The 20,590-nt window shown below is 72.3% G+C and carries 15 protein-coding genes; 9 read left to right on the top strand and 6 right to left on the bottom strand.

The genetic code is table 11. The features are described from left to right. Positions 1-12: 12 nt before the first annotated feature. The 5 genes from ACFQUZ_RS06360 to ACFQUZ_RS06340 form a co-directional block, all read right to left on the bottom strand. Positions 13-453, bottom strand: coding sequence for an acyl-CoA thioesterase (locus tag ACFQUZ_RS06360; RefSeq protein WP_377438754.1), 441 nt, complete (start codon positions 451-453; stop codon positions 13-15). After that, positions 450-6,410 (bottom strand): SDR family NAD(P)-dependent oxidoreductase, encoded by a 5,961-nt coding sequence (locus ACFQUZ_RS06355; RefSeq protein ID WP_377438752.1) that lies wholly within the window; start codon positions 6,408-6,410, stop codon positions 450-452. The genes ACFQUZ_RS06360 and ACFQUZ_RS06355 overlap by 4 nt, the downstream gene beginning before the upstream one ends. Before the next feature lie 72 nt (positions 6,411-6,482). Then, complete coding sequence (locus ACFQUZ_RS06350; protein WP_377438749.1) at positions 6,483-7,454, bottom strand: DUF1702 family protein; 972 nt, start codon at positions 7,452-7,454, stop codon at positions 6,483-6,485. A 133-nt stretch (positions 7,455-7,587) separates the two neighbouring features. Further along, positions 7,588-8,577: a DUF1702 family protein gene (locus tag ACFQUZ_RS06345; protein ID WP_377438746.1), complete on the bottom strand. Its 990-nt coding sequence runs from the start codon at positions 8,575-8,577 to the stop codon at positions 7,588-7,590. An 84-nt stretch (positions 8,578-8,661) separates the two neighbouring features. Next, entirely contained in the window at positions 8,662-9,807 is a 1,146-nt protein-coding gene (locus ACFQUZ_RS06340) for a carboxymuconolactone decarboxylase family protein (RefSeq protein WP_377438743.1), read from the bottom strand. 241 nt (positions 9,808-10,048) lie between these two features. Between ACFQUZ_RS06340 and ACFQUZ_RS06335 the strand changes: the two genes are divergently transcribed. The 3 genes from ACFQUZ_RS06335 to ACFQUZ_RS06325 all read left to right on the top strand — a co-directional run bounded on the left by ACFQUZ_RS06335 (position 10,049) and on the right by ACFQUZ_RS06325 (position 13,673). Further along, complete coding sequence (locus ACFQUZ_RS06335) at positions 10,049-10,618, top strand: DUF5987 family protein (RefSeq protein ID WP_377438741.1); 570 nt, start codon at positions 10,049-10,051, stop codon at positions 10,616-10,618. Next, on the top strand, positions 10,615-12,252 hold the full coding sequence (locus tag ACFQUZ_RS06330) for an FAD-dependent oxidoreductase (protein WP_377438738.1): 1,638 nt from the start codon (positions 10,615-10,617) through the stop codon (positions 12,250-12,252). Before ACFQUZ_RS06335 ends, ACFQUZ_RS06330 begins: the two co-directional genes overlap by 4 nt. A gap of 509 nt (positions 12,253-12,761) precedes the next feature. Continuing rightward, positions 12,762-13,673: a helix-turn-helix domain-containing protein gene (locus tag ACFQUZ_RS06325; protein ID WP_377438736.1), complete on the top strand. Its 912-nt coding sequence runs from the start codon at positions 12,762-12,764 to the stop codon at positions 13,671-13,673. 52 nt (positions 13,674-13,725) lie between these two features. Here the strand turns inward: ACFQUZ_RS06325 and ACFQUZ_RS06320 are convergent, their stop codons facing one another. Next, a complete protein-coding gene (locus ACFQUZ_RS06320) occupies positions 13,726-14,529 on the bottom strand; it encodes a TIGR03084 family metal-binding protein (RefSeq protein ID WP_377438734.1) in 804 nt (267 codons plus the stop codon). A 187-nt stretch (positions 14,530-14,716) separates the two neighbouring features. Between ACFQUZ_RS06320 and ACFQUZ_RS06315 the strand changes: the two genes are divergently transcribed. The 6 genes from ACFQUZ_RS06315 (at position 14,717) to ACFQUZ_RS06290 (ending at position 20,561) form a co-directional block, all read left to right on the top strand. Then, entirely contained in the window at positions 14,717-15,166 is a 450-nt protein-coding gene (locus tag ACFQUZ_RS06315; RefSeq protein WP_377438732.1) for an SCP2 sterol-binding domain-containing protein, read from the top strand. Positions 15,167-15,479: 313 nt separating this feature from the next. Beyond that, positions 15,480-16,676: an acyl-CoA dehydrogenase family protein gene (locus ACFQUZ_RS06310; RefSeq protein ID WP_377438729.1), complete on the top strand. Its 1,197-nt coding sequence runs from the start codon at positions 15,480-15,482 to the stop codon at positions 16,674-16,676. A 63-nt stretch (positions 16,677-16,739) separates the two neighbouring features. Then, positions 16,740-17,156 carry an SgcJ/EcaC family oxidoreductase gene (locus ACFQUZ_RS06305; protein ID WP_377438726.1) on the top strand — a complete coding sequence of 139 codons (417 nt, stop codon included), beginning with the start codon at positions 16,740-16,742 and terminating at the stop codon, positions 17,154-17,156. A gap of 54 nt (positions 17,157-17,210) precedes the next feature. After that, the gene (locus ACFQUZ_RS06300) at positions 17,211-17,585 is read left to right on the top strand and encodes a VOC family protein (RefSeq protein WP_377438723.1); all 375 of its coding nucleotides are present in this window, start codon (positions 17,211-17,213) and stop codon (positions 17,583-17,585) included. A gap of 213 nt (positions 17,586-17,798) precedes the next feature. Then, positions 17,799-19,172, top strand: a complete 1,374-nt coding sequence (locus ACFQUZ_RS06295) for an FAD-dependent oxidoreductase (RefSeq protein ID WP_377438720.1) — start codon at positions 17,799-17,801, stop codon at positions 19,170-19,172. Between the two features lie 9 nt (positions 19,173-19,181). Then, entirely contained in the window at positions 19,182-20,561 is a 1,380-nt protein-coding gene (locus tag ACFQUZ_RS06290) for an aspartate aminotransferase family protein (protein ID WP_377438718.1), read from the top strand. Positions 20,562-20,590: the final 29 nt, after the last annotated feature.

Below are 20,590 nucleotides of genomic sequence, written 5' to 3'. Positions count from 1 at the left end.
CCTGCATGGCGACTAGGCACGAACGGCCGACGAGTACGGGGCGAGCGCGTCCTCCAGGGCCGCCGGGACCCGGGCCGGCGTGGTCCGGTTGTTCGGCCCGCGCATGCAGGCGACCCGCTGTGTGCCCCGGGCGACGAGGGTCTCCCCGCCGCCGCGGTCCAGCCGCACGTAGTCGAAGCCGAATTCGAGCTGGGTCTGCGCCAGTTCCAGCAGGCGCATCCTGATGGACAGCTCGTCGAAGGCGGTGATCTCGGCGAAGAACTCGCAGTCGACCCGCAGCGTGAACAGCTTGAGGTCGTCGCGCAGTTCGGCGAGCACCTGCGCCGCCCGCTCCTTGAGGAACATCTCCCGGCACCGGCCCTGCCAACGCAGGTAGTTCACGTAGTAGACGTTGCCGACGAGGTTGGTCTCCTCGAAACCCACCGTGTGCCGGAGTTCGTAGTACTCGGTCATCTGCACTCCCCAGTGGTCAGTACGGCGAACACCACCGGCTCGGTGACGTCCCGGATCCGGGTGGCGAACGTGGCCACACAGGCGTCGCCGGCGTTGAACACCACCCAGCCGTCCCGCTCGGTGGGGACCAGGGTCAGCGGCCCGGCCGGCGGCAGGCCCGCCTTCTGGAGGCACTCGACGGCCGTCCACACCCGGGTGGCGGCGACGTCGGCGGAGTCGCTGGCGGCGTCCGCGCCGGCGTCGGCGGAGTCGCTGGCGGCGTCCGCGCCGGCGTCGGTGACGTCAGCGACGTCCCGGTCGGGCGCGGCGGAGCCGGCGTCGGTGTTCCCGGCGACCAGCCGGGCCAGATCCCCGTGCGCGCCGAGCATGTCCTGCCAGACCTCGGCGGGACGGTGCACCACCGGTTCGAGGTCGCAGCCCAGCGGGCCGGACGCGGCCACGACCAGGGTCAGCCCGCTGGCGTGCGCCACCGACACGGCACGGTCACCGGCCACCTCGGGGCGCCCGTCGGGACGGTGGGTCAGCTCGACGGGGTGCCCGAACGCCCGGCTGGCGGCCAGTTGGCTGCGGGCCCGGCGCCGGCGGACGTGCTCGCCGTCCCGGTCCTCCGCGACCGGCGGGTCGGGCTCCGCGTCGGGCTCGACCGCGACCGCGACCCGGGCACCGATCACGTCCTCCAGGGCCCGCTCCAGATAGGAGCCGAGCAGCGGCGCCACCCAGGGCCCGCGCCCGTCCTGCTTGCGGACGGCCCGCAGCCGCAGCCCCTCCCACCGCTCGACGACCTCGCCGGTGCCGGTGCGCAGGGCGATGTCGTAGACGTAGGTGTCCCCGTCGCGGCTCCGCTCGGTCGCGCAGTAGCGCAGGTCCGTCGCCGCGGACAGCTTCTCCCCGGCCGGATGGATCCGGTCGACGCCGGCCGGCAGCAGCGTGGCGTCCGGCACGCAGACCTGGTTGCCGTGCATCAGGGTGTCCCGCACCCCCGGGTCGCCGAGCAGCAGCGGGTCGGGTACGAACGCCGCGAACCAGTCGGTGGGGACCGCCTCGACATCGGCGTCGACGTGCCGCGCGGCGGCCCGGCGGTAGCGGCGCAACCGCTGGAACCGCGTTCCCTGGAACATCGTGCCGCCGTACAGGTCCGTGGCCGGGTCCAGCGGCACCGCCGGTACGCCGTCGGCCATCTGGTCGGGCGGCCCGTCGGGCACCGTCGTGGCGCCCAACCGCAGCCGGGCGGTGAAGTGGTCGGCGGCGAAGTCGGTCTCCTCGCTGCGGATCGCCACCTCCACCGTGTCGGTGTCGGTCACCACGGCCGCGATCCGGATCCGGGTGCGGCCCTCGGGCGGGACCACGATGGGCCGCAGGAACTCGGCCCGCTCGATGACCGGAACCGTGTCCACTCCGGTCACCGCGGTGGCCACCTGGGCCATCGCCTCCATGCCGAACACGGCGGGGAAGAGCAGGTTGCCGTCCAGGTGGTGGTCGGCGAGGTACAGGTCGGTGCCGGGGTTGAGTTCCACCTCGGTGACCAGCTCGACACCGTGGTAACGGACCAGGGGCCGTTCCACGAACCGCGCCAGCGGCAGCTCCGGCAGGTCGTACCGGACGGTGTCGATGCCCTGGGTACGGCCACTGATCACCACGACGCCGGGGGCGTCCGGATCGGCGACGAGCCGGCGGAGGATCTCCACCCCCTGGTCCGGGGTGACCGGCGTGACGCCCTCCCGGCTCAGCGACTCCACCACGGACAGCCGCTCACCCATGCCGACGCCGGACCAGACCGACCATTCCAGACAGAGGCTGCGGCACTGCGGGTGCTTGTGGCCGATCTCGGTGGTCAGGTCGGCGAGCCAGTCGTTGGCGACGGCGTAGTGCGCCTCGCCGCGCATCCCGGCGCGGCCGATGATGCTGCCCAGCGTCACCAGCAGCCGCAGATTGTCCGGGTCCACCGCGTCCAGCACGGCGCGCAGCCCGTCGATCTTCGGTGCCAGGGTGGCCCGGACCGCGTCCATGTCCAGGCCGGTGAGGGCGGCCGGTTCGTTACGGCCGGAGCCGTGCAGCACGGCCGTGACCGGCCCGAGGTCCCGGGTCAGCTCGTCGACGGCCCGGCGCACCTGGTCGGGGTCGGTGACGTCGGCGCGGGCGTAGCGGACGGTGACGCCGGATCCGCCGATCCGCTCCAGGTTCGCCGCCAGTTCCTCGTCCTCGGCGGGGTCGGAGCGGCCGAGCAGGCCGAGGCTGGCGCCGCTGTCGACGGCCAGGGCGAGCGCGCATTCGGCGGTGATGCCCTTACCGCCACCGGTCACCAGCAGCACGTCGGTGTCGTCAAGCGGTGCCTCGGTGCGGGCGGCCCGCACCGGCATGGCGCGCAGCGTGGGCACCCGGCGGGTCCCGTCGGGGTCGTAGCAGACCTCGGCGTACGCGCTGGTGGCGGCGACCTCGTCGACCACCCGGCGGACCGCCGCGTCGTCGTACGTCAGGTGCACGATGGTGATCAGCAGGTGGGGAGCCTCCAGCCGCAGCGTCTTCGCGACGCCGGCGCCGCCCCGGCCGTGCTGGACCAGGACGAACCGCGACCCCGGCTCACCCTGGGCGGCCCGCTGGGCACCGCGCAGGACGAGGTCGAGCGCGTCCCGCGGGCAGTCCTGCGGCAGGCAGACGACGATCCCGCTGCCCACCTCCGCCGCCCGCAACGCCGCCGGCAGTTCCTCGGCCAGCGGGTGGTCCGGGGTGGCGAAGACCTGCCAGTCGCCGGTGCCACCGGTCCCGCCGCGCGCGGGCAGCGGTGTCTCGTCGAGGTCCACCCGCCACGGCCTGGCCCAGGCCGCCGCCCCGGTGATCACCGGTGCCGCCGCCTGGTCGTGATCGTCCGAGCGGGTCGTCTCGGCAAGCGTGTCCAACGCCTCGGCCAGTTCGCTGACGGTGGCCATCGCGAAGTTGGTCGGCAGCTTCGCCGCGGGCACCTTCTTGCGTTGGGCCAGTTCGGCGACCACCTGACCGACCGTGATCGAGCTCATGTGCAGGTCGTCGAGCAGCCGGCTCTCCGGCCGGACCAACTCCAGCGGCAGTTCCGCCCGCTCGGCGGCCAGCCGCCGCAGCAGATCCTCGCTCGACTCGTCGGACCCGTCGGCGCCGCCACCGGCCTCGGCGGCGCCACCGGAACCGGACGTGGCCTCGGTCCCGCCGGTCGAGTCGCGCTCGTCGGTGGCGTCGGTGGTGGTGGTGCCCGCCGCCGGCAGCGCCGGGGCGGGGGCCGCCTCGCACGGGCTGGTCAGGAACCGGAACTCCGCACCGACGGCCAGCGGGCGGACCAGTCGCCCGTGGAACAGCGCCGGGTCGACGCCGGCCGCTCCCACCACGTACGCGGCGCCGATCACCCGCAGCAGGCCGGTCAGCGACTCGTCGTCGGTGTCCAGGGCAACCGCCGGCACGTCGGCGCTCCGGCCGGCCAGCCCGGTCAGCACCCGGCCCGGACCGACCTCGACGAACAGGTCCACGCCGGTCGCCGCCTCGGCGACGGCCTGGCTGAACAGCACCGGATCGGTGATCTGCCGGCGCAGCAGGGCGGGCAGGTCGGTGTCGGGGGCGAGCGGTTCCCCGGTGACCGTCGAGACGACGCGCCTGCGCAGCGGACCGAAGGTGTACTCCGTCAGCGCCGCGCCGAACGCGTCGGCCGCCGGGGCCACCTGCGGGGAGTGGAAGGCGTGCGAGACGTTCAGCGGGGTGGCGGTGACACCGGCGGCCGCCTGCCGCCGGCAGGCCTCCTCGACGGCGTCCGCCGGACCGGCGATGACGGTGTTGCCCGGACCGTTGTACGCGGCGATGACCACCGGAAGCTCGGTGGTGAGTCCGGCCAGGTCCTCGGGGGGCGCGGCGATGCTCGCCATCGTCCCGGAGTCGCTGTGCTCGGCCATGGTGCGCCCGCGCACGGCGGCGATGCCCAGGAGGTCCGCGTCGTCGACGGCGCCGGCCCAGTGCAGGGCGGTCAACTCGCCGAGGCTGTGCCCGGCCGCGACGACGGCCTCGACGCCCAGCTCGGTCAGCGCGCGCAGACCGGCGATCGAGCCGGTCACGATGCGGGGCTGGGCGACCTCGGTGGCCACCACGTCTCCGCCGGTCGGCAGGTTCGCCCGCAGGTACGCCTCGTCGACCTCGGTGAACCGGCGTCGCAGGGCGCCGCCGCTGGTGCCGCGCCCGGATCCCTGGCCGGGGAAGAGGAACCCGATCCGGCCGGGCCCGGTGACGTGTCCGAGCATGGCGCGACCGTCGGCGGTGAACAGGGACGTCTCACCCCCGGCGACGGCGTCGCGCACCTGCCGCAGCCGTTCCTCGGCGTCCTCCGGTGCGGCGGCCACGACCGCCGCCCGCCACGGCCGGTCCCGCAGCTCGCCGTGCAGCGTCGCGGCCAGGTCGGCGAGCTGCGCGTACGACAGGGCGGGAACGAATTCGATCAGTTCGGTGAGCCGCTCGGCGAGGTCCGACGCCGTCGCCGCGTCGACCGCGAGCAGTTCGACGTCCTGTTTGGACGAGGCGAGCAGCCGGGTCCGGTCGTCCAGCCGGCCGCGCCGGTGCGGGCGCGGGCTGTCCAGCACGACGTGCGTGTTGATGCCGCCGAATCCCATGGCGGTCACCGCAGCTCGCACCGGCACGTCGGCCGGCCACCGCTCCGCCACCGGCAGCGTGCGCAGCGCGGCTGACTCCTCGGTCAGCAGTTCGTGCGGGTCGACGCAGCCGATGGTGGGCGGCAGCACCTCGTGGTGCACGGCCAGGGTCGCCTTGATCAGTCCGGCCACGCCGGCCGCCGCCTTGGTGTGGCCGATCATCCCCTTGATCGAGCCGATGGCGGCGGGTGGCGCGTCCGGGTTCGCCGTCGTCCGGGCCTGCGACAGCGCGCCGAGTTCGGTGGCGTCGCCGACCTTGGTGCCCGTTCCGTGGCCCTCGAACAGGCCGATCGTGTCGATGCCGAAGCCGGTGCGGTCGTACGCGCGGCGCAGGGCGAGCTGGTATCCGGTGATCTCGGGACGGGTGATACCGCCCCGGCCGTCGGAAGATATTCCCCAGCCGGCGACGGAGGCGTACACCCGGTGACCGGCCTCCACCGCGTCGGGTTCGCGCATCAGCACGACCATGCCGCAGCCCTCGCCGGGCCAGAAGCCGTTGGAGGCGCGGTCGTAGACGCGCATCTCCCCGGTCGCCAGCGCGCCGGTCTTGGCGAAGCCGATGATCTCGAACGGGTCGATGGAGAGGTCGACGCCGCCCGCGACGGCGACGTCCACGTCGCCGTCCCGCAGCGCCTTGCAGGCCGTGGCCACCGACAGCAACGACGACGAGCAGGCGCCGTCGACCGTGTAGCCACCGCCCTTGAGGTCGAAGTGGTTGCAGATCCGGCCGGCGATGGTGTTCGACAGCGCGCCGGCGAGGGTGTCCTCGTCGATCGCCGGGAACGGCGCCTTGTAGGTCGCCTCCAGTTCGTCGAGGAAGGCGGCCAGTTCGTCGTCACCCCAGTCCCGGTCCTTGAGCGCCGCGCCGACCATCCGCCGGACGTACGGCCACCGCAGGCGCAACTGGTTGGCCCGGGAGAACTCGCCGGTCAGGCTGTTGCCCACCACGACGCCGACCCGCTCCCGCGGCAGCCCCTCCCCCATCGGGAAACCCGCGTCAGCCAGCGCGTTCGCGGCGACGTCCAGGGCGAGCCAGTGCGTCATGTCGGTGGACCGGAACGCCCGGCCACCGATCTTGTAGGTCACCCGGTCGAACTCGTACCCGTCGATGACCGCCGCCTTGCGGGCGTAGAACCGGTCGGGCGTGGCCGGATCCGGATCCCAGTAGTCCGCCGCGCGCATGCGGACGTCGGGCAGCCGCCGGAACGCGCGCCGACCGGCGACCGCGTTCTCCCACAGCTCACGCGGGGAGGTGGCGTCCGGGTACCGGCACGCCATGCCAACCACAGCGATTCTGCTCATTGTCCCTCGCTCTCCACAGTCCCGGCGCGGCCGGGATCGTCCTCGGCCCGCGCGATCGCAGGCCGGGCGTCGCTAGCTGCGCACCGCCCCGACGAAGGCGTCCGAGATGCGCCGTCGCCAGATCTCGAAGGCCGGGAGGTCCCCGTCGTCGGGTAGCCCGATCCGTGCCTCGTCGGTCGCCCGCGCCGCGGCGTCGACCGACGTACCGCAGAACACCCGGGTCGCCGTCTCGTTGTGCGGCACCACCAGCCCGGCGCGCACCCGCGCGCCGGCCGCGAAGGCCGCCCCCTGCGCCAGTTCGGCCCGGTGTGCTCCGGCCGCGGCCCGCAACCACTCGAGTTCGTCTTCCGCGGCGCCGCCCGCGTAGGTGGCGGCCAGCCCCGCACCGGCGTACAGGTCGGCCCGCCGGTGCGCCGGGAACCGGTCGAAGATCCGCACCAGTTCCCGGGGGTCGGTGCCGGCGACGAACCAGCTCGCCCGGCCGATGCCCTGGTCGATGACCCGGGGGGCGTAGTCCGGCGACGCGTCCGGCGGCCACCGGAACCGTTCGTCGCGGTGCCGGCGGTGGACGTACGTGTCGGTGTGGAAGTACGCCTGGTGGAAGCCGTACCCGTCGAGGACGAGCCAGCGCAGCAGCGGGTCCGGCGCGTGCAGCCGGGTCCAGCGCGGGCGGGGCAGCCGGGCCATCGCCCAGCCCACCCCGACGTACGCCATGTAGACGTGCCGGTCACCGCGGCCGGCGAGGAAGTCCGCGACGTGGCGGCCCCGGCGGACCGACAGGCCGTCCCGCATGGCGAACGCCATCGCGGCACCCTCGTACGCGAAGCCGCGGAACCCGGTGGGGATCCGCTCCAGGTGCGGTTCGGCGTCCGGGGCCTGACGTGCCTCGGCGGCCACCGCGTACCCGGCGAGGAACGACCTGCCAACGGTGGCCAGCCGGTCCCGGGACGCCGGGGTCTTGCCGTGGAACCCGCGAACCTCCGGCTCGGTCTGCCGCACGTCTGGGGTCAGGATGCGCCGCCGCAGTGCTCGCCATGCCCTCATCACGGATCGGCCTCCTAAAGATCGATATGTACGACTAAATTGTCTCCCCTGAAGCCTGATCAGGGCTTCTTCGTCGTTGCGGCGTCCCGCTCTGACCGATCGGTCAGGCAGTTGCCGGCTCGCCGGCCGGGCGCTACGACCGGCCGACCGGCGCCGGGAGCGCCTCCCGGATGTTGCGGCGCCACGTCTCGTACGCCGGCTCGGCCGCCGTCCCGGGTTCGGGTACGGCGGCGGCGTCGGCCAGCGCCACCGCCGCGTCGACCGACATGCCGGCCAGCGCCGCCACCGCCGTCGGGGTGTGCGCCGGTCGGACGCCGGAGAAGACCCGTGCCTTGGCGCCGAACACCGCTCCCTGCCCCAGGTGCCGGGCGTGTTCCCCGGCGCCCTCGCGCAGGCCGGCGAGGCCGTCGGCGTCGCACCCGCCGGCCACGGTGGCCGCGAGCCCCACTCCGCTCCACAGGTCCGCCCGGCGCCGGTCGGCGAACCGGTCGACCGCGGCGGTCACGTCCGCCGGCCGGGCCCGGTGGATGAACCACAGCGCGCGGCCGATGCCCTGGTCCACCGCTCGCGGGAAGTAGTCGGGCCGGCCCAGCCAGGGGTACGGCTCGGGGCGGTTCTGGCGGGTGACCCACGCGTCGGTGTGGAAGTAGGCGAGGTCGAAGCCGTACCCGTCCACCGCCAACCAACTCATCGTCGGGTAGTACGGGACGCCGGTGAGGTCCGGCAACATCTTCGTCCACAGTCGACGCGGGAGCTTCGCCATGGCGAAACCGATGCCGATGTAGGTCAGGAAGGTGTGCGGCACGCCCGGGCCGCGCAGCAGGTTCCGGGCCCGGTGCCGGCGGCCCGGACCCATCGCGTCCAGGATGGTGAGCGCCATCGCGGCGCCCTCGTACGCGAAGCCGCGCAACTCGGCCTCGACCAGTTCCAACCGGCGCTCCAGCTCCCACTGGTCGCGCAGGTCGATGGCCCATTCGAAGCCGCAGACGACCGCCTGTGGAATGGCCTCCAGGCGTGCGGTGGCCCCGCCGGGCGGCCCGGGGAAGCCGCGCCGGGCGAACGTCGTCTCGGTCAGCGGCGGGGTCAACGCCAGCCGGCGCAGCGAGCCCAGGACGGTCGGCATGGTCTTCCTCCGTAAGGCCGGCCGGTCGGCCGACGCGTCGATTCGGCGGCACCGGGGTCGAGGTGACCGGTCGGTGCCTGGTTCCTAGCCGGCGGCGGACGGGTGTGCGGCTGTCCGGTCACCATCCGCCAGCCGGGCCCCGATGGCCGTGGCCGCCGCGAAACTGGCCCACGCTGTCGCCTCGACCAGGGCGGTGTCGCCGGGGTGGTGGCGCCGGAAGTCGTCCACCACCCGGGCGTCGACGCGGTAGGAGGCCAGCGCGGTAAGCATGGCGAGCCGGCCGGCGGCCCGGTCCGCCGGGGACAGGTTGGTGAACGGCTCCTCGGACCACGCTGCGCCGAGCCCGGGGGGCTCGCCATGCCAGTCCGCGAGCCGGTCCCGCACGATGCCCCGGACGTCAGTGGACAGCGACCGCTCCCCCGCGCCCTCGAACGCCCGGGTGGCCCGTGCCACCGCGCCGGCGACGGCCGGGTCGCCAGCGGCCCAGCCGGCCCCCAGCGGCAACTCCGCGGGCGGCAGCAGGCTCAGGGACCGGCCCGGCACCCGGTGGTCCCGCAGGGTCGGCCGCAGGGCTCGGCTGATCCCCTGCTTCAGCCGCCGCTTCGGCCGGGCGGCGAGCCCGGGCGGGAGCAGGTATCCCGGCAGGAACACGTTGACCATGCGGGTCAGGTAGTGGAATCCCACCACCACGCCGATCAGTTCGGCCCGGGCGGCGGGTTCGGCCAGACTGGCGGGTGTCAACCCGGCGGGCTCGGTCCGCGTCGATCCGCCCGGGTCGGCCCGGGTCGATCCGGCCGGGTCCGCGACGGGACGGTGCGCGTCCCGGGCCCAGGACACCACCTCCCGCAGGTGGTCGTCGGTGATGTCGGCGACCCGCTCGTCGGCCACCGCCTCGGCATTGTTCTCGGTGGACAGATCGTAGAGGCCGAGGGTGTGCATCTCGGCGCAGTACGGGCACCGGTTGGCCACCGAGACGGCCGCCGCGGCGGCCTCCTTTGTCGTCCGGTTCAGCCGGCCGCCGATCATCGGTTCCCGGACCAGCGTCCAGTACGCCGCGAGAACGGTCGGTGCCGGCGAGTGCATCAGGGCCGGTGGCACCACGACGAGCATCTCGTCGGCGATCTGCCGGTACACCCGGGCCACCAGGCCGGTGGCGCCGACGGCCGGCACCGGCCGCAGATACCTGACCTGGCGGCGCAGCACCGACGACGCCATCCGACCGCCGATCATCGCCGTTCCCGCACTGGGCTCCGACCCCGGGAGTTGGTAAGAGGAATGCTCATGTCATTCAGTATTGAATCTGTTTTCGATGTGGCAATCCCCGGACGCCGACAGCGCAAGCTGCGAGAAACGGAAAGGCCAGACGACCGGGCGGGACGCACGACCGCAATGACGAAGATGTGTGACTTCGGGGGATACCGTCACGATGAACCTCGGAACCAGACGGCAATTCCTGGGAAAGGGGTGACGTATGCGATCCGACGATTCCGGACGGGACCCGGTGCGGACGGCGACCCTGGAGGCGTTCGCCGACACGATCATTCCCGGCGAGCGACGCGGCCCGGACGACCGGGCGGTCGCGGGCGCGGCCTCGGGCGGCGGCGCGGTCGCCTCGGGTGCGATCGACCTGTTGGAGGACCCGGCCGGCGGACTGGCCGAGGGCCTGGACGCCCTGGCCATGTCCTTGAACGCGTACGCGGCCGACTACGCCGCCGACCGCGGGGTGCCACTGGACGACGACCTGCCGCCCTTTGTCGCGTTGCCGTTCGAGCACCGCTCCGCCCTGGTGGGCGAGCTGACCGCCCCGGACCACCCGGAGAAGCAGATGTGGGTGGGTCTCGCCCTGTTCAGCAACATGGCCTTCGACAGCGCCGCGCACCTCAGCACGCCGGAGGCGCTGGCCGCCGGACATCCGGGGTTGTTGTCGATCGGGTACGCGCGCCCGGACGACGACGGCCTGTACCGGTTTCCGTCGTTCTCGTACGGCCGGCAACTCGCCGACGTCCATCCCGACACCTCACCGACGGGCAGCCTGGCATGAACTCCATCGAATCGACAGACGTTCTGGTGATCGGCAGCGGTTTCGGCGGCGCCATCGCCGCGTACCACCTGGCCGCCGGCGGCGCCCAGGTGACCGTACTGGAGCGCGGGCCGTGGCTCAGCAGCGACGAGTTCGACCACGACTTCCTGCTCGGCTCGTCGTACACCCGGATCTTCGACTTCACCGTGGGCGACGGGATGAGCGTGCTGGGCGGCAACTGCGTCGGCGGCGGCAGCGTCGTCTACTTCGCCACCATGCCGCGCGCGCCACGGTTCGTCTTCGACCGCCACGGGAGCATCGGCCGTCGGATGTGGCCGGCGTCCATCGACCGGGACGCGCTGGAGCCGTGGTACGACCGGGTGGCCGAGGCGTTGCCGATCACCCAACAGTCGTGGGACCGGGTGCCGTACGCCGGCGGTTTGTTCGCCGCCGCGTGCGCGCACGCCGGCCACACCGCGAACCCGGCGCCGTCGGCCGTCGATGTCGACAGGTGCACGAACTGCAACTGGATGATGGCGGGCTGCCGCTTCGACGCGAAGCGGTCGCTGCTGCTCAACTACCTGCCGGCGGCGCTCGCCCACGGCGCGGAGATCCGCCCGCTGCACGAGGTGCAGCGACTGTCCCGCACCGCCGACGGCGGCTACCGGGTGCACTACCGGATCGTCGACGGGGAGGACTACCGGGTGCTGCACGACTCCGCCGTGATCGACGCGAAGATCGTCATTCTGGCGGCCGGGGCCGGGGCCACCCCGGTGATCCTGCAACGCTCGGCGGACGAGTTGGGGCCGATGCCGCATGCGGTCGGCCGGTACTTCTCGGGTAACGGGGAACGCCTGAACACGGCCGTGTTCGACGAGGACCGGGTGCGCGAGGTGCTCGGGCTCGACCGCGGCGACGGTCGGGCGTACGAGGGTTACCAGATCGGCCGCGGGCCGACGGTCGCGAGCTGGGACCGGCTGGACGGACGGCTGCCCGAATTCGAGCGGTTCTCCCTGGAGCAGCTGTACTTCCCGCCAGGGCTGGGCACGATCCTCGCCCAGGTGCCCGACGCGACCGGCCCGAGCTGGTACGGCGTGGCGAAGAAGGAGATGCTCCGGCGCTGGCGGTCCTGGCTGACGATCTTCATCATGTCCGAGGACGACAACGAGGGCGTGTTCGGACCGCCTCCGGAGACCGGCAACGCGCACCGGTTCTCCCAGCAGATGCTGGGGCATGGTCCGCTGCGGTACCGGCCCACGGGGAACACCCGGCACGGCTGGTCGCTCGCCGACGCCGCCATCAAGGACATCCTCGAACGCGACGGCCTGGCCCGGGTGGCGCCGTGGACCAACGATCTGGTCGGCGCGTACACGGTGCACCCGCTCGCGTCCTGCCGGATCGGGGACGACCCGGCGACGTCGGCCCTGGACGACCGCCACGAACTGCGTGGTCACCCGGGAATCTTCGTCACCGACGGCTCGGCCGTGCCCGGTGCGCTGACGGTGAACCCGGCGTCGACCATCGCGGCGCTCGCGGAGCGCGCGATGCCGGGGATCGTCCGGGCCGCCCGCGAGCGCGGGGTGCCGGTGCGGTACGGGGCCCCGTCGCCGGACGGCGAGACCGCGGCACGGCGGGCGGTGGCCCGGTCGACCTGACCGGGTTCGAACCGCGACGGGCGCCCCGGGATGTTTCCTCCCGGGGCGCCCCGGTATTCCCGGGCGACATTCTCTTGAATGGTTCAAGAATAGCCGTCGACATCGGATACGTCTCATTGACAACTGTTGTTCGCGCAAATTGTTTAGCCGCATATTGCACCGTCCATACCGGACAATGACCACCCATGTCCGACGTGCTGGACTCGCCGGACCAGCCCGACTACGGCGAGAAAGGCCAGCTCAGAGCCGTTCCATCTTCTGGTTTGCGGTGGACCAGGCGAGCCGATCCATCAGGTTGCCGGTGGACAACCAGTCCGCTAGCCTCATCCGTAGGACCAGTCAGAATCAGCCGAAGGGGGGATCCCGATTCCACCGGGTTGGATGTCGGGGTCTGGCTGTCAATGGTCACAGAAATCGTGGTTAGCCAATACGTAATGCGCGGAGCCGGGCCGCGCTTCGCTCGCTGCCCGCATTGGGTATTGATGGCCGTCGGGACACTCGGAGGTATCGTGGAACAGGCCATCGAAACAGCCGTGCAACGGGCGATCGTCACCATGCGGGACCATCTCGGCGAGCCGATCACCGTCGACGACATGGCGCGCGCGGCGATGTTCAGCAAGTTTCACTTCACCCGCATCTTCCAACAGGCGACCGGGGTCTCCCCGGGGCGTTTCCTGTCGGCGCTGCGATTGCAGCGGGCGAAGCATCTCCTCGTGTCGACATCGATGAACGTCGCCGACATCAGCCTTCAGGTCGGCTACAACAGCGTCGGCACCTTCAGCTCGCGGTTCAGCCGCAGCGTCGGGATGTCACCCACGACGTTCCGGCGCCGCGCCGGCCTCGCCACGCGCATCGCCACCGATTCGGAGCGGCACCAGCCCAACCCGTCGAACGCGCGGGTCTGCGGCCGGATCTGGCAGGACCCGGGCCAACCCTGCGGCCAGGTGTTCCTCGGCCTCTTTCCGCACTGCATACCGGAGGGACGCCCGGTCCGGTGCGCGGTGCTGCCGGAGGCCGGCACGTTCCGCTTCGAGCGGGTCCCCACCGGCACCTACTACCTGCTGGCCCAGTGTGTCGTGGGGGACGCCGCGGTGGCCACCACCCAACCGGACGGCGCCCACGCGAGCCTGTCCGTCGCCACCCACGGGCCGCACACCATCCGGCACGACTCGGTGGTCCGCGCCGACGTGATGCTCCAGCCGGTCCGGGACCTCGACCCACCGGTCCTGCTCGCCCTCGTCGACGCCCGGCGCATGGCCCTGGCCCGCGTCGAGGCCGAGGACGGCCGCCCTGAGCCCGGCACGCCGCTGCGGTCCAGGCCGCCGTCGCGCAACGTCCCGGTCCGCCCGAACCAGCCGGACCGTCCGAACCGCGCCGGCCGGACGATCCGCCGGTGGTCGTTGCGGGCGATCTCGCGGTAACACCGCGCGCGGAAGGGGCCCTTGTCGCCAAGGGCCCCTTCCGCCCGACCGGTCAGCGCCGGGCCGGCGCGAACTGACCCGGCCGCCGGCCGGGACCGGCCGGTCCGCGGTACGCCTGGGCGATGTCCAACCAGGCGTCCGCCTCCGCCCCGGCAGCCTCCAGCGACAGGTCGTCGCGGTGCCGCCGGCGCGTGACGAGCAGGCAGAAGTCGGCCGCCGGCCCGGTGATCCGCTGGACCGCGTCACTCGCCCCGAACGTCCACAACGCCCCCGAGGGGGCGACCAGTTCGAACCGGAACGGCGTGTCCGGCGGCGTGCGACCGCGGGCGAGGTACCCGAAGTCCCAGGTGCGGACGGCGAACCCGACGAGGTGGCCGATCCGGTCGGTGTATTCCCGCTGGACGCCAAGCGCGTCCGCGATGTCCTGCCCGTGGCCGAACAGTTCCATCATGCCCGCCGCGGCCAGCACTCCCGCCGGCAGCGGACGGACCAGCCAGGGCACCTCCTGGTCCAACGGCACCGATCCGAGGGCCCGCTCTGCGGTCCTCCGCTCGGTCCGCCAGCGCTCCAGCAGCGACTCCGGCGGCTCGGCGACGAACTCGGCCATGGCCGCCCGCACGTTGGCGTCGAAGTCGGGACCCAGTTTGCTGGCGACGGCGCGGAACGCGTCGGGTTTCGCGGCCGCCAGGGCGGCCAGGCGGAACGTCGCGGCCAGATGCGCGACCTGATGGTGGATGCTCCACCCGGGCGCGGGGGTGGGTGTCGCCCAGTCCGCGGCGGCCAGGCCACTGATCAGGCCGTCGAGCTCGTCGCCATCGGCGACCAGGTCGGCGATCACGTTCGGCTGCTGTGTCACGCGTCTGTCCTCCCGGGAGTCGGCTCATCCGATCAGGTCCAGAATCGGTGGTTCTCCCGCAGGCAGTCATCTTCGTCATTGCCGCGTTCGATCCGACCGTTCGGTCTCATGCGCACGGTGGAAGTGGGCCGGCCGCCCGCCGGCCGCCAAGACTGCGAGGAGACCGACGGTGGAAGGAGGCAGCACGATGGCCGCACGACAGCTCGACCCGACCACGATGGACAGCCGCAGCTTCGCCCAACTGGTGAAGGAGACGCCCCCCGACGACCTCCGGGAGGTGCTGCGCGGCGACCAGGGTCGCGGGATCCTGGACGAGATGGTCGCCCGGATGCCGGAGGTCTTCCGATCCGACCGCGCCGGTTCCCTGGGCGCCGTCATCCACTGGCGCATCCAGGGCCGCGCCGACCACGGGACGGACGTCTACCAGGTGGTCATCGCCGACGGCCGGTGTGAACCGTCGGCGAGCGCCGACCGGGAACCGGCGCTCACCCTCACCCTGGACGCGGTGGACTTCCTGCGCATGGTCACCGGCAACGCCCATCCGGTCATGCTGAGCATGAAGGGCAAGCTGAAGACGTCCGGAGATCTCGGCCTCACCGCCAAGTTCCCCAGCCTGTTCGACATCCCCAAGGCGTGACCGTTCCCGGCGCGGGTCCGCCTGCGCCGCACCGCGACTCTGCGCCGCACCGCGACTCTGCGCCGCACCGCGACTCTGCGCCGCACCGCGACGGGACCGGCTTCCGGGGTGGCGCTGGCGATGCGCATCCTTGAAGAAGACCGTCGCGGGCGACCACTCGTAGAGTCGGAATCGAGCCACGGTAGCGGTGCCCGACCGCGCTCGGGCGCGGCCCACGGACCCCCGACCGTCCGGCGGAGGCACGGCAGCGGTCCACTTCGGACGTTTTTCCGTCACCTGTCGTTCGCCGGACACGTCGTCGTACAAGGAGGAAATGGTGCTGACCACCGAAGCTCCCGGCCAGGTTCCCACCCGGGACCAGCTCGTCCGCCGCGTATCCGAAGCCGCGCCCGCCCTGCGGGAACAGGCCGCCTGGTCGGAGGAGAACCGACGGTTGTCCGACGAGTCGGTAAACGCGCTGGCCGAGGCGGGCGTCTTCCGGCTGCGGGCACCCACTCGGTACGGCGGGTACGAGTGCGACACACGTACCCTCGTCGACATCGGCGCGGAACTCGGCCGGGCCGACGGCTCCACTGCGTGGACCGCGTCGGTGTACTGGATCCCGACCTGGATGACCTGCCTGTTCCCCGACCACGTCCAGGACGAGGTGTTCGCCACGCCGGACGTCCGGATCTGCGGGACGTTGAGTCCCGGCGGGATGGCCGCGCCGGCCGACGGCGGCGTTGTCGTCAACGGCAGGTGGGGCTTCATCACCGGCGCGCTGCACAGCCACTGGCAGGAGATCATCGCCATCCAGCCCGGCCCCGAGGGCGAGCCGATGCCGGTCATGGCCCTCGTGCCGATGTCCGATCTGCAGATCATCGACGACTGGCACACGTCCGGGTTGAGCGGCACCGGCAGCGTCAGCACCGCCGCGCAGGACGTCTTCGTGCCGGCCGAGCGGGTCCTTCCACTGGGTGCCGTGCTGCAGGGCCAGGGCGCGTCGAAGGCTAACGCCGACGCCGCCATCTACCGGGCGCCGCTGCTGCCCGTCGCCTCCGCCTCGTCCATCGGCACCGTGCTCGGCCTGGCCCGGGCGGCCCGGGACGCCTTCGCCGAGCGGCTGCCCGATCGGAAGATCACCTACACGAACTACGAGAGCCAGCGCGAGGCCCCGATCACGCACCTGGAAACCGCCGAGGCGGCGCTCAAGCTCGACGAGGCCGAGTTCCACGCGTACCGGCTGGCGGACCAGGTGGACGGCAAGTGCCGCACCGGCGAGCCGTGGAGCGTCGAGGAACGCGTCCGGGCGCGGGCCGACCTGGGGGCGGCGTGCCGGCTGGCCAAGGAGTCGGTGGACATCCTCGCGCTGGCCAGTGGCGGTTCGTCGATCTACCGGGACAAGCCGATCCAGCGCGTCGCCCGGGACATCCAGGCGGTCAACCTGCACGCCCTGATGCACCCCAGCACCAACATCGAGCTGTACGGCCGGGTGCTCTGCGGGCTGGAGCCGAACACGCTTTATCTCTGATCGCCGGATCCGTTTCGTCATCGCGAATCCATTCGTCGCATTCGACAGAGAGGGACGACAGACATGACCGCCACGAATCTGCCCGTCAGCGGCGTCGACGCCGACCAGGCGGCCGTCGCCGCCGTACCCCAGCGCATCGTGGAGGCGTGGGCCGCGCACGACGCCGACGCCTTCGCCGACGTGTTCACCCCGGACGGCACCATGATCCTGCCTGGGCTCTACCGCAAGGGGCGCGACGAGATCCGCTCGTTCATGGCGCAGGCCTTCGCCGACCGCTACCAGGGCACCCGGGTCACCGGGCAGCCACTCGACCTGCGGTTCCTCGGATCGGACGCTGGCGTGGTGGTCACCCAGGGCGGTGTGCTGGCACCCGGTGAGGCCGAGGTCGCCGACGAGCGCGCCATCCGGGCCACCTGGGTGGTGGTGCGGCAGGACGGCCAGTGGCGACTCGCCGCGTACCAGAACAGCCCGGCCGGGTGAATTTCCGGGCCGTAGAATCGGGCCCGGAATGAACCGTCGACACAAGGAGCCGCGATGTTGAAGAATTCGCCGTTCTACGCGGGCGTCGCGTTCGAGGACCTCAGCAGGGCAAAGGATTTCTACGGTTCGACACTCGGCGTCGAGGTCATCGAGATAGACGAGGGCCTGATGATCCTGCGGGCCGCCAACGGATATTCGGTGCTGGTCTACGAGAAGCCGGGGCACCGCCCCGCCGAGCACACGGTGCTCAACTTCCCGGTGGACGACATCGAGACCACCGTCGACCGGATGACCGCCGCCGGGGTCACCTTCGAGCAGTACGACTCCGGTCCGCTGAAGACCGACGCGAAGGGCATCGCCCAGCCCGGGCCGAAACAGGCGTGGTTCAAGGACCCGGCCGGCAACATCCTGTCCGTGATCGAGGGCTAGTTCGACACGTTCCGCGACGCTCCCCGGTGGACGACCGTCCACCGGGGAGCTTCCGCTTTCTCGACAGCATTCTCCGAAATTGCGGAGCACATATCACCGCACGCTTTCACCTTCTCTCGGTGCCGCGCGGCCGGATAGTTTTCATCAAGCGGCCGATTGACGTGTCGACCGCTATTCCCAACCAGGAGAGTTGCCGGCCCGAAGGAGGATCGCGTGAGCACACACCTCGGAAACAGCGCGGTGGTGCTCGGCGGGAGCATGGCCGGGCTGCTCGCCGCCCGGGTGCTCGCCGAAGCGTACCCGCGGGTGTGCGTGGTGGACCGCGACGAGCTGACCCGGCACGGCCTGCCGCGGCGTGGTGTCCCGCAGGGCAACCACGCGCACTCGCTGCACGGTCGGGGCCAGCAGATCGTCGAGGAGCTGTTTCCGGGCTTCACCGAGGAGGTCCGGGCCGCCGGCGTGCCGACCGGCGACCTGGCCCGGATGCGCTGGTACGTCGACGGGCGCCGGATGCTGCCCGCCGACTCCGGACTGACGTCCATCACCGCCGACCGGCCGGTGCTGGAGAGCCACGTCCGGGATCGGGTGTCCGCACTCGGCAACGTCCGCTTCGTCGGGGGCCGCGACATCCTCGGCCTCGTCACGACCGGCACCGACCGGGTGACCGGCGTGCGGGTCCAGGACCGGGCGGACGGCACCCCGGAGGTGATCGACGCCGACCTGGTGGTCGACGCCACCGGCCGCGGCTCGCGTACCCCGGTCTGGCTTGAAGAACTGGGCTACCGCCGGCCGACGGAGGAACGGGTCAAGATCGGCCTGGCCTACACGACCCGGCATTACCGCCCGCTCGTCGACCACTTCCACGGCGACCAGTCGATCAACCCGGTCGCCACCCCCGCCCACCCACGCGGCGCGTTCTTCGGCCGGGTCGGTCCCGACCGGTGCATCCTGTCGCTCACCGGCGTCCTCGGCGACCAGCCGCCGACCGATCCGGCGGGCTTCGAGGCGTACGCCCGCTCGCTGCCCATCCCGGACATCGCCGACGCCATCCGCGACGCCGAGCCCCTCGACGAACCGGTGTGTTTCCGCTTCCCGGCCAGCGTGCGCCGGCGGTACGAGCACCTGCCGGCCATGCCGAGCGGTCTGCTCGTGCTCGGCGACGCGGTGTGCAGCTTCAACCCGGTGTACGGCCAAGGAATGATCGTCTCGGCGATGGAGGCGCGGATCCTGCGCGACCACCTGTCCGGCGGCGCCGAGCCGAACCCGCGTGACTTCCTGCGCGACATCGCTCGGGTCATCGACACGCCCTGGGACATCGCCGCCGGCGGTGACCTGAGCTTCCCGGCCGTCGAGGGTCGCCGGACCCCGAAGGTTCGGCTGGCCAACGCGTACATGGGCCGGTTGCAGTTGGCCGCGACCCGCGACGCCGGCATCACCGCGGCCTTCATGCGGGTGACCGGCCTGGTCGACCCGCCGCCGGCGCTGATGCGGCCCGCGATGGCCTGGCGCGTGCTGCGCAACGGCGGGCGCGCTGCGGCGCCGGCGGCCGGACAGCCGCGACCCCCCGTCAACACGTACTCACGATAGGAGCCGACTGTGACGATCTCGCCCACGACGGCCACCGGATCGGCGGCCTCGACCGAGCTGGAGGCGCTGGACCGACGGCACCTGATCCACCCGCACCTGAGCGCCGACCGCGCCGACCGTTCCGTCATCGTGCGCGGCAAGGGCTGCGCGGTGTGGGACGCGCACGGCACCGAGTTTCTGGACGTGACGGGCGGCGGCAACTGGCTGTGCCAGATCGGGCACGGCCGACCGGAGATCGCCGAGGTCGCCGCCGAACAGGCGGCCCGGCTCGGCTACTTCACCAGCTTCTACGAGTTCACAAACGACCGCTCGATCGAACTCGCGACTCGCCTGGTGGATCTGTCCCCGGCCGGCTTCGACCGGGTGTTCTTCACAAACGGCGGTTCGGAGGGCGTGGACAGCGCCATCAAGGCGGCCCGGCTCTACCACCACCGCCGGGGCGAGTCCGACCGGACCTGGGTCATCTCCCGCCAGTTCGCGTACCACGGCGCCACCTACGGCAGCGGCACGGCCACCGGCTTCGAGCACCTGCACGTCGCCATCGGACCGCTGCTGCCGCACATCGAGCGGCTCACCCCCGCCTGGCCCTACCACACCGAGTTGTACGGCGGGCAGGACCCGACCGACTTTCTGGTCGCCGAGCTGGAGCAGACGATCGAACGGATCGGCGCTGACAAGATCGCCGCGATGATCGGTGAACCGGTGATGGCCGGCGGCGGGGTGCACGCGCCGATGGCCGACTACTGGCCACGGGTCAGCGAGGTGCTCCACCGGCACGGCATCCTGCTCATCGCCGACGAGGTGGTCACCGCGTTCGGCCGCACCGGCGCCTGGTTCGACTCGCCGCAGCGCGGCCTCTCCCCGGACATCATCGTCACCGCCAAGGGCCTCACCAGCGGGTACGCGCCACTGGGCGCCGTGCTCACCCGGGACGAGGTCGGCGAGACGCTGGTCAGCGCGGAGGGCTTCTACCACGGTCACACGTACTTCGGTCACCCGGTCGCCTGCGCGGTCGGCCTGGCCAACCTCGACGTGCTGGAGAAGGAGGCGCTGCCGGGCCGGGCGCACCACATCGCCGACTGGCTGCGGTCCGGCCTCGCCCCGCTGCGCGACCTGCCCGCCGTGGGCGACGTGCGGGTGGTCGGCGCGACCGCCGGCATCGAGCTGGTGGCCAACCGGGAGACACATGAACCGCTGATGCCACCGGTGGCCCGCAACGCCGTCCTCGACCTGCACCGCAACCACGGCGTGATCGCCCGCGACTACGGAAACGTCATCACCCTGTCTCCGCCGCTCGTCATCGACGAGCGGCAGGTCGGTCGCGCGGCGGCCGGACTGACCGAGGTGTTGTCGCGGATGGACACCACCGGCCGGCTGACGCCCCGCTGAGCCGGCATCCGACAGGAGGGAAGGGACGA

This window comes from Plantactinospora sp. GCM10030261, from assembly GCF_042666615.1.
GTDB lineage: Bacteria > Actinomycetota > Actinomycetes > Mycobacteriales > Micromonosporaceae > KBS50.
This window is presented reverse-complemented; position numbering and strand designations above follow the sequence as displayed.

Excerpts from the sequence above, each read along its gene's own strand:
- ACFQUZ_RS06300 (WP_377438723.1), top strand. The coding sequence starts at position 17,211 with ATGTTGAAGAATTCGCCGTTCTACGCGGGCGTCGCGTTCGAGGACCTC.
- ACFQUZ_RS06360 (WP_377438754.1), bottom strand. The coding sequence starts at position 453 with ATGACCGAGTACTACGAACTCCGGCACACGGTGGGTTTCGAGGAGACC.
- ACFQUZ_RS06345 (WP_377438746.1), bottom strand. The coding sequence starts at position 8,577 with ATGCCGACCGTCCTGGGCTCGCTGCGCCGGCTGGCGTTGACCCCGCCG.
- ACFQUZ_RS06335 (WP_377438741.1), top strand. The coding sequence starts at position 10,049 with ATGCGATCCGACGATTCCGGACGGGACCCGGTGCGGACGGCGACCCTG.
- ACFQUZ_RS06310 (WP_377438729.1), top strand. The coding sequence starts at position 15,480 with ATGGTGCTGACCACCGAAGCTCCCGGCCAGGTTCCCACCCGGGACCAG.
- ACFQUZ_RS06330 (WP_377438738.1), top strand. The coding sequence starts at position 10,615 with ATGAACTCCATCGAATCGACAGACGTTCTGGTGATCGGCAGCGGTTTC.
- ACFQUZ_RS06340 (WP_377438743.1), bottom strand. The coding sequence starts at position 9,807 with ATGATCGGCGGTCGGATGGCGTCGTCGGTGCTGCGCCGCCAGGTCAGG.
- ACFQUZ_RS06355 (WP_377438752.1), bottom strand. The coding sequence starts at position 6,410 with ATGAGCAGAATCGCTGTGGTTGGCATGGCGTGCCGGTACCCGGACGCC.
- ACFQUZ_RS06315 (WP_377438732.1), top strand. The coding sequence starts at position 14,717 with ATGGCCGCACGACAGCTCGACCCGACCACGATGGACAGCCGCAGCTTC.
- ACFQUZ_RS06305 (WP_377438726.1), top strand. The coding sequence starts at position 16,740 with ATGACCGCCACGAATCTGCCCGTCAGCGGCGTCGACGCCGACCAGGCG.
- ACFQUZ_RS06350 (WP_377438749.1), bottom strand. The coding sequence starts at position 7,454 with ATGAGGGCATGGCGAGCACTGCGGCGGCGCATCCTGACCCCAGACGTG.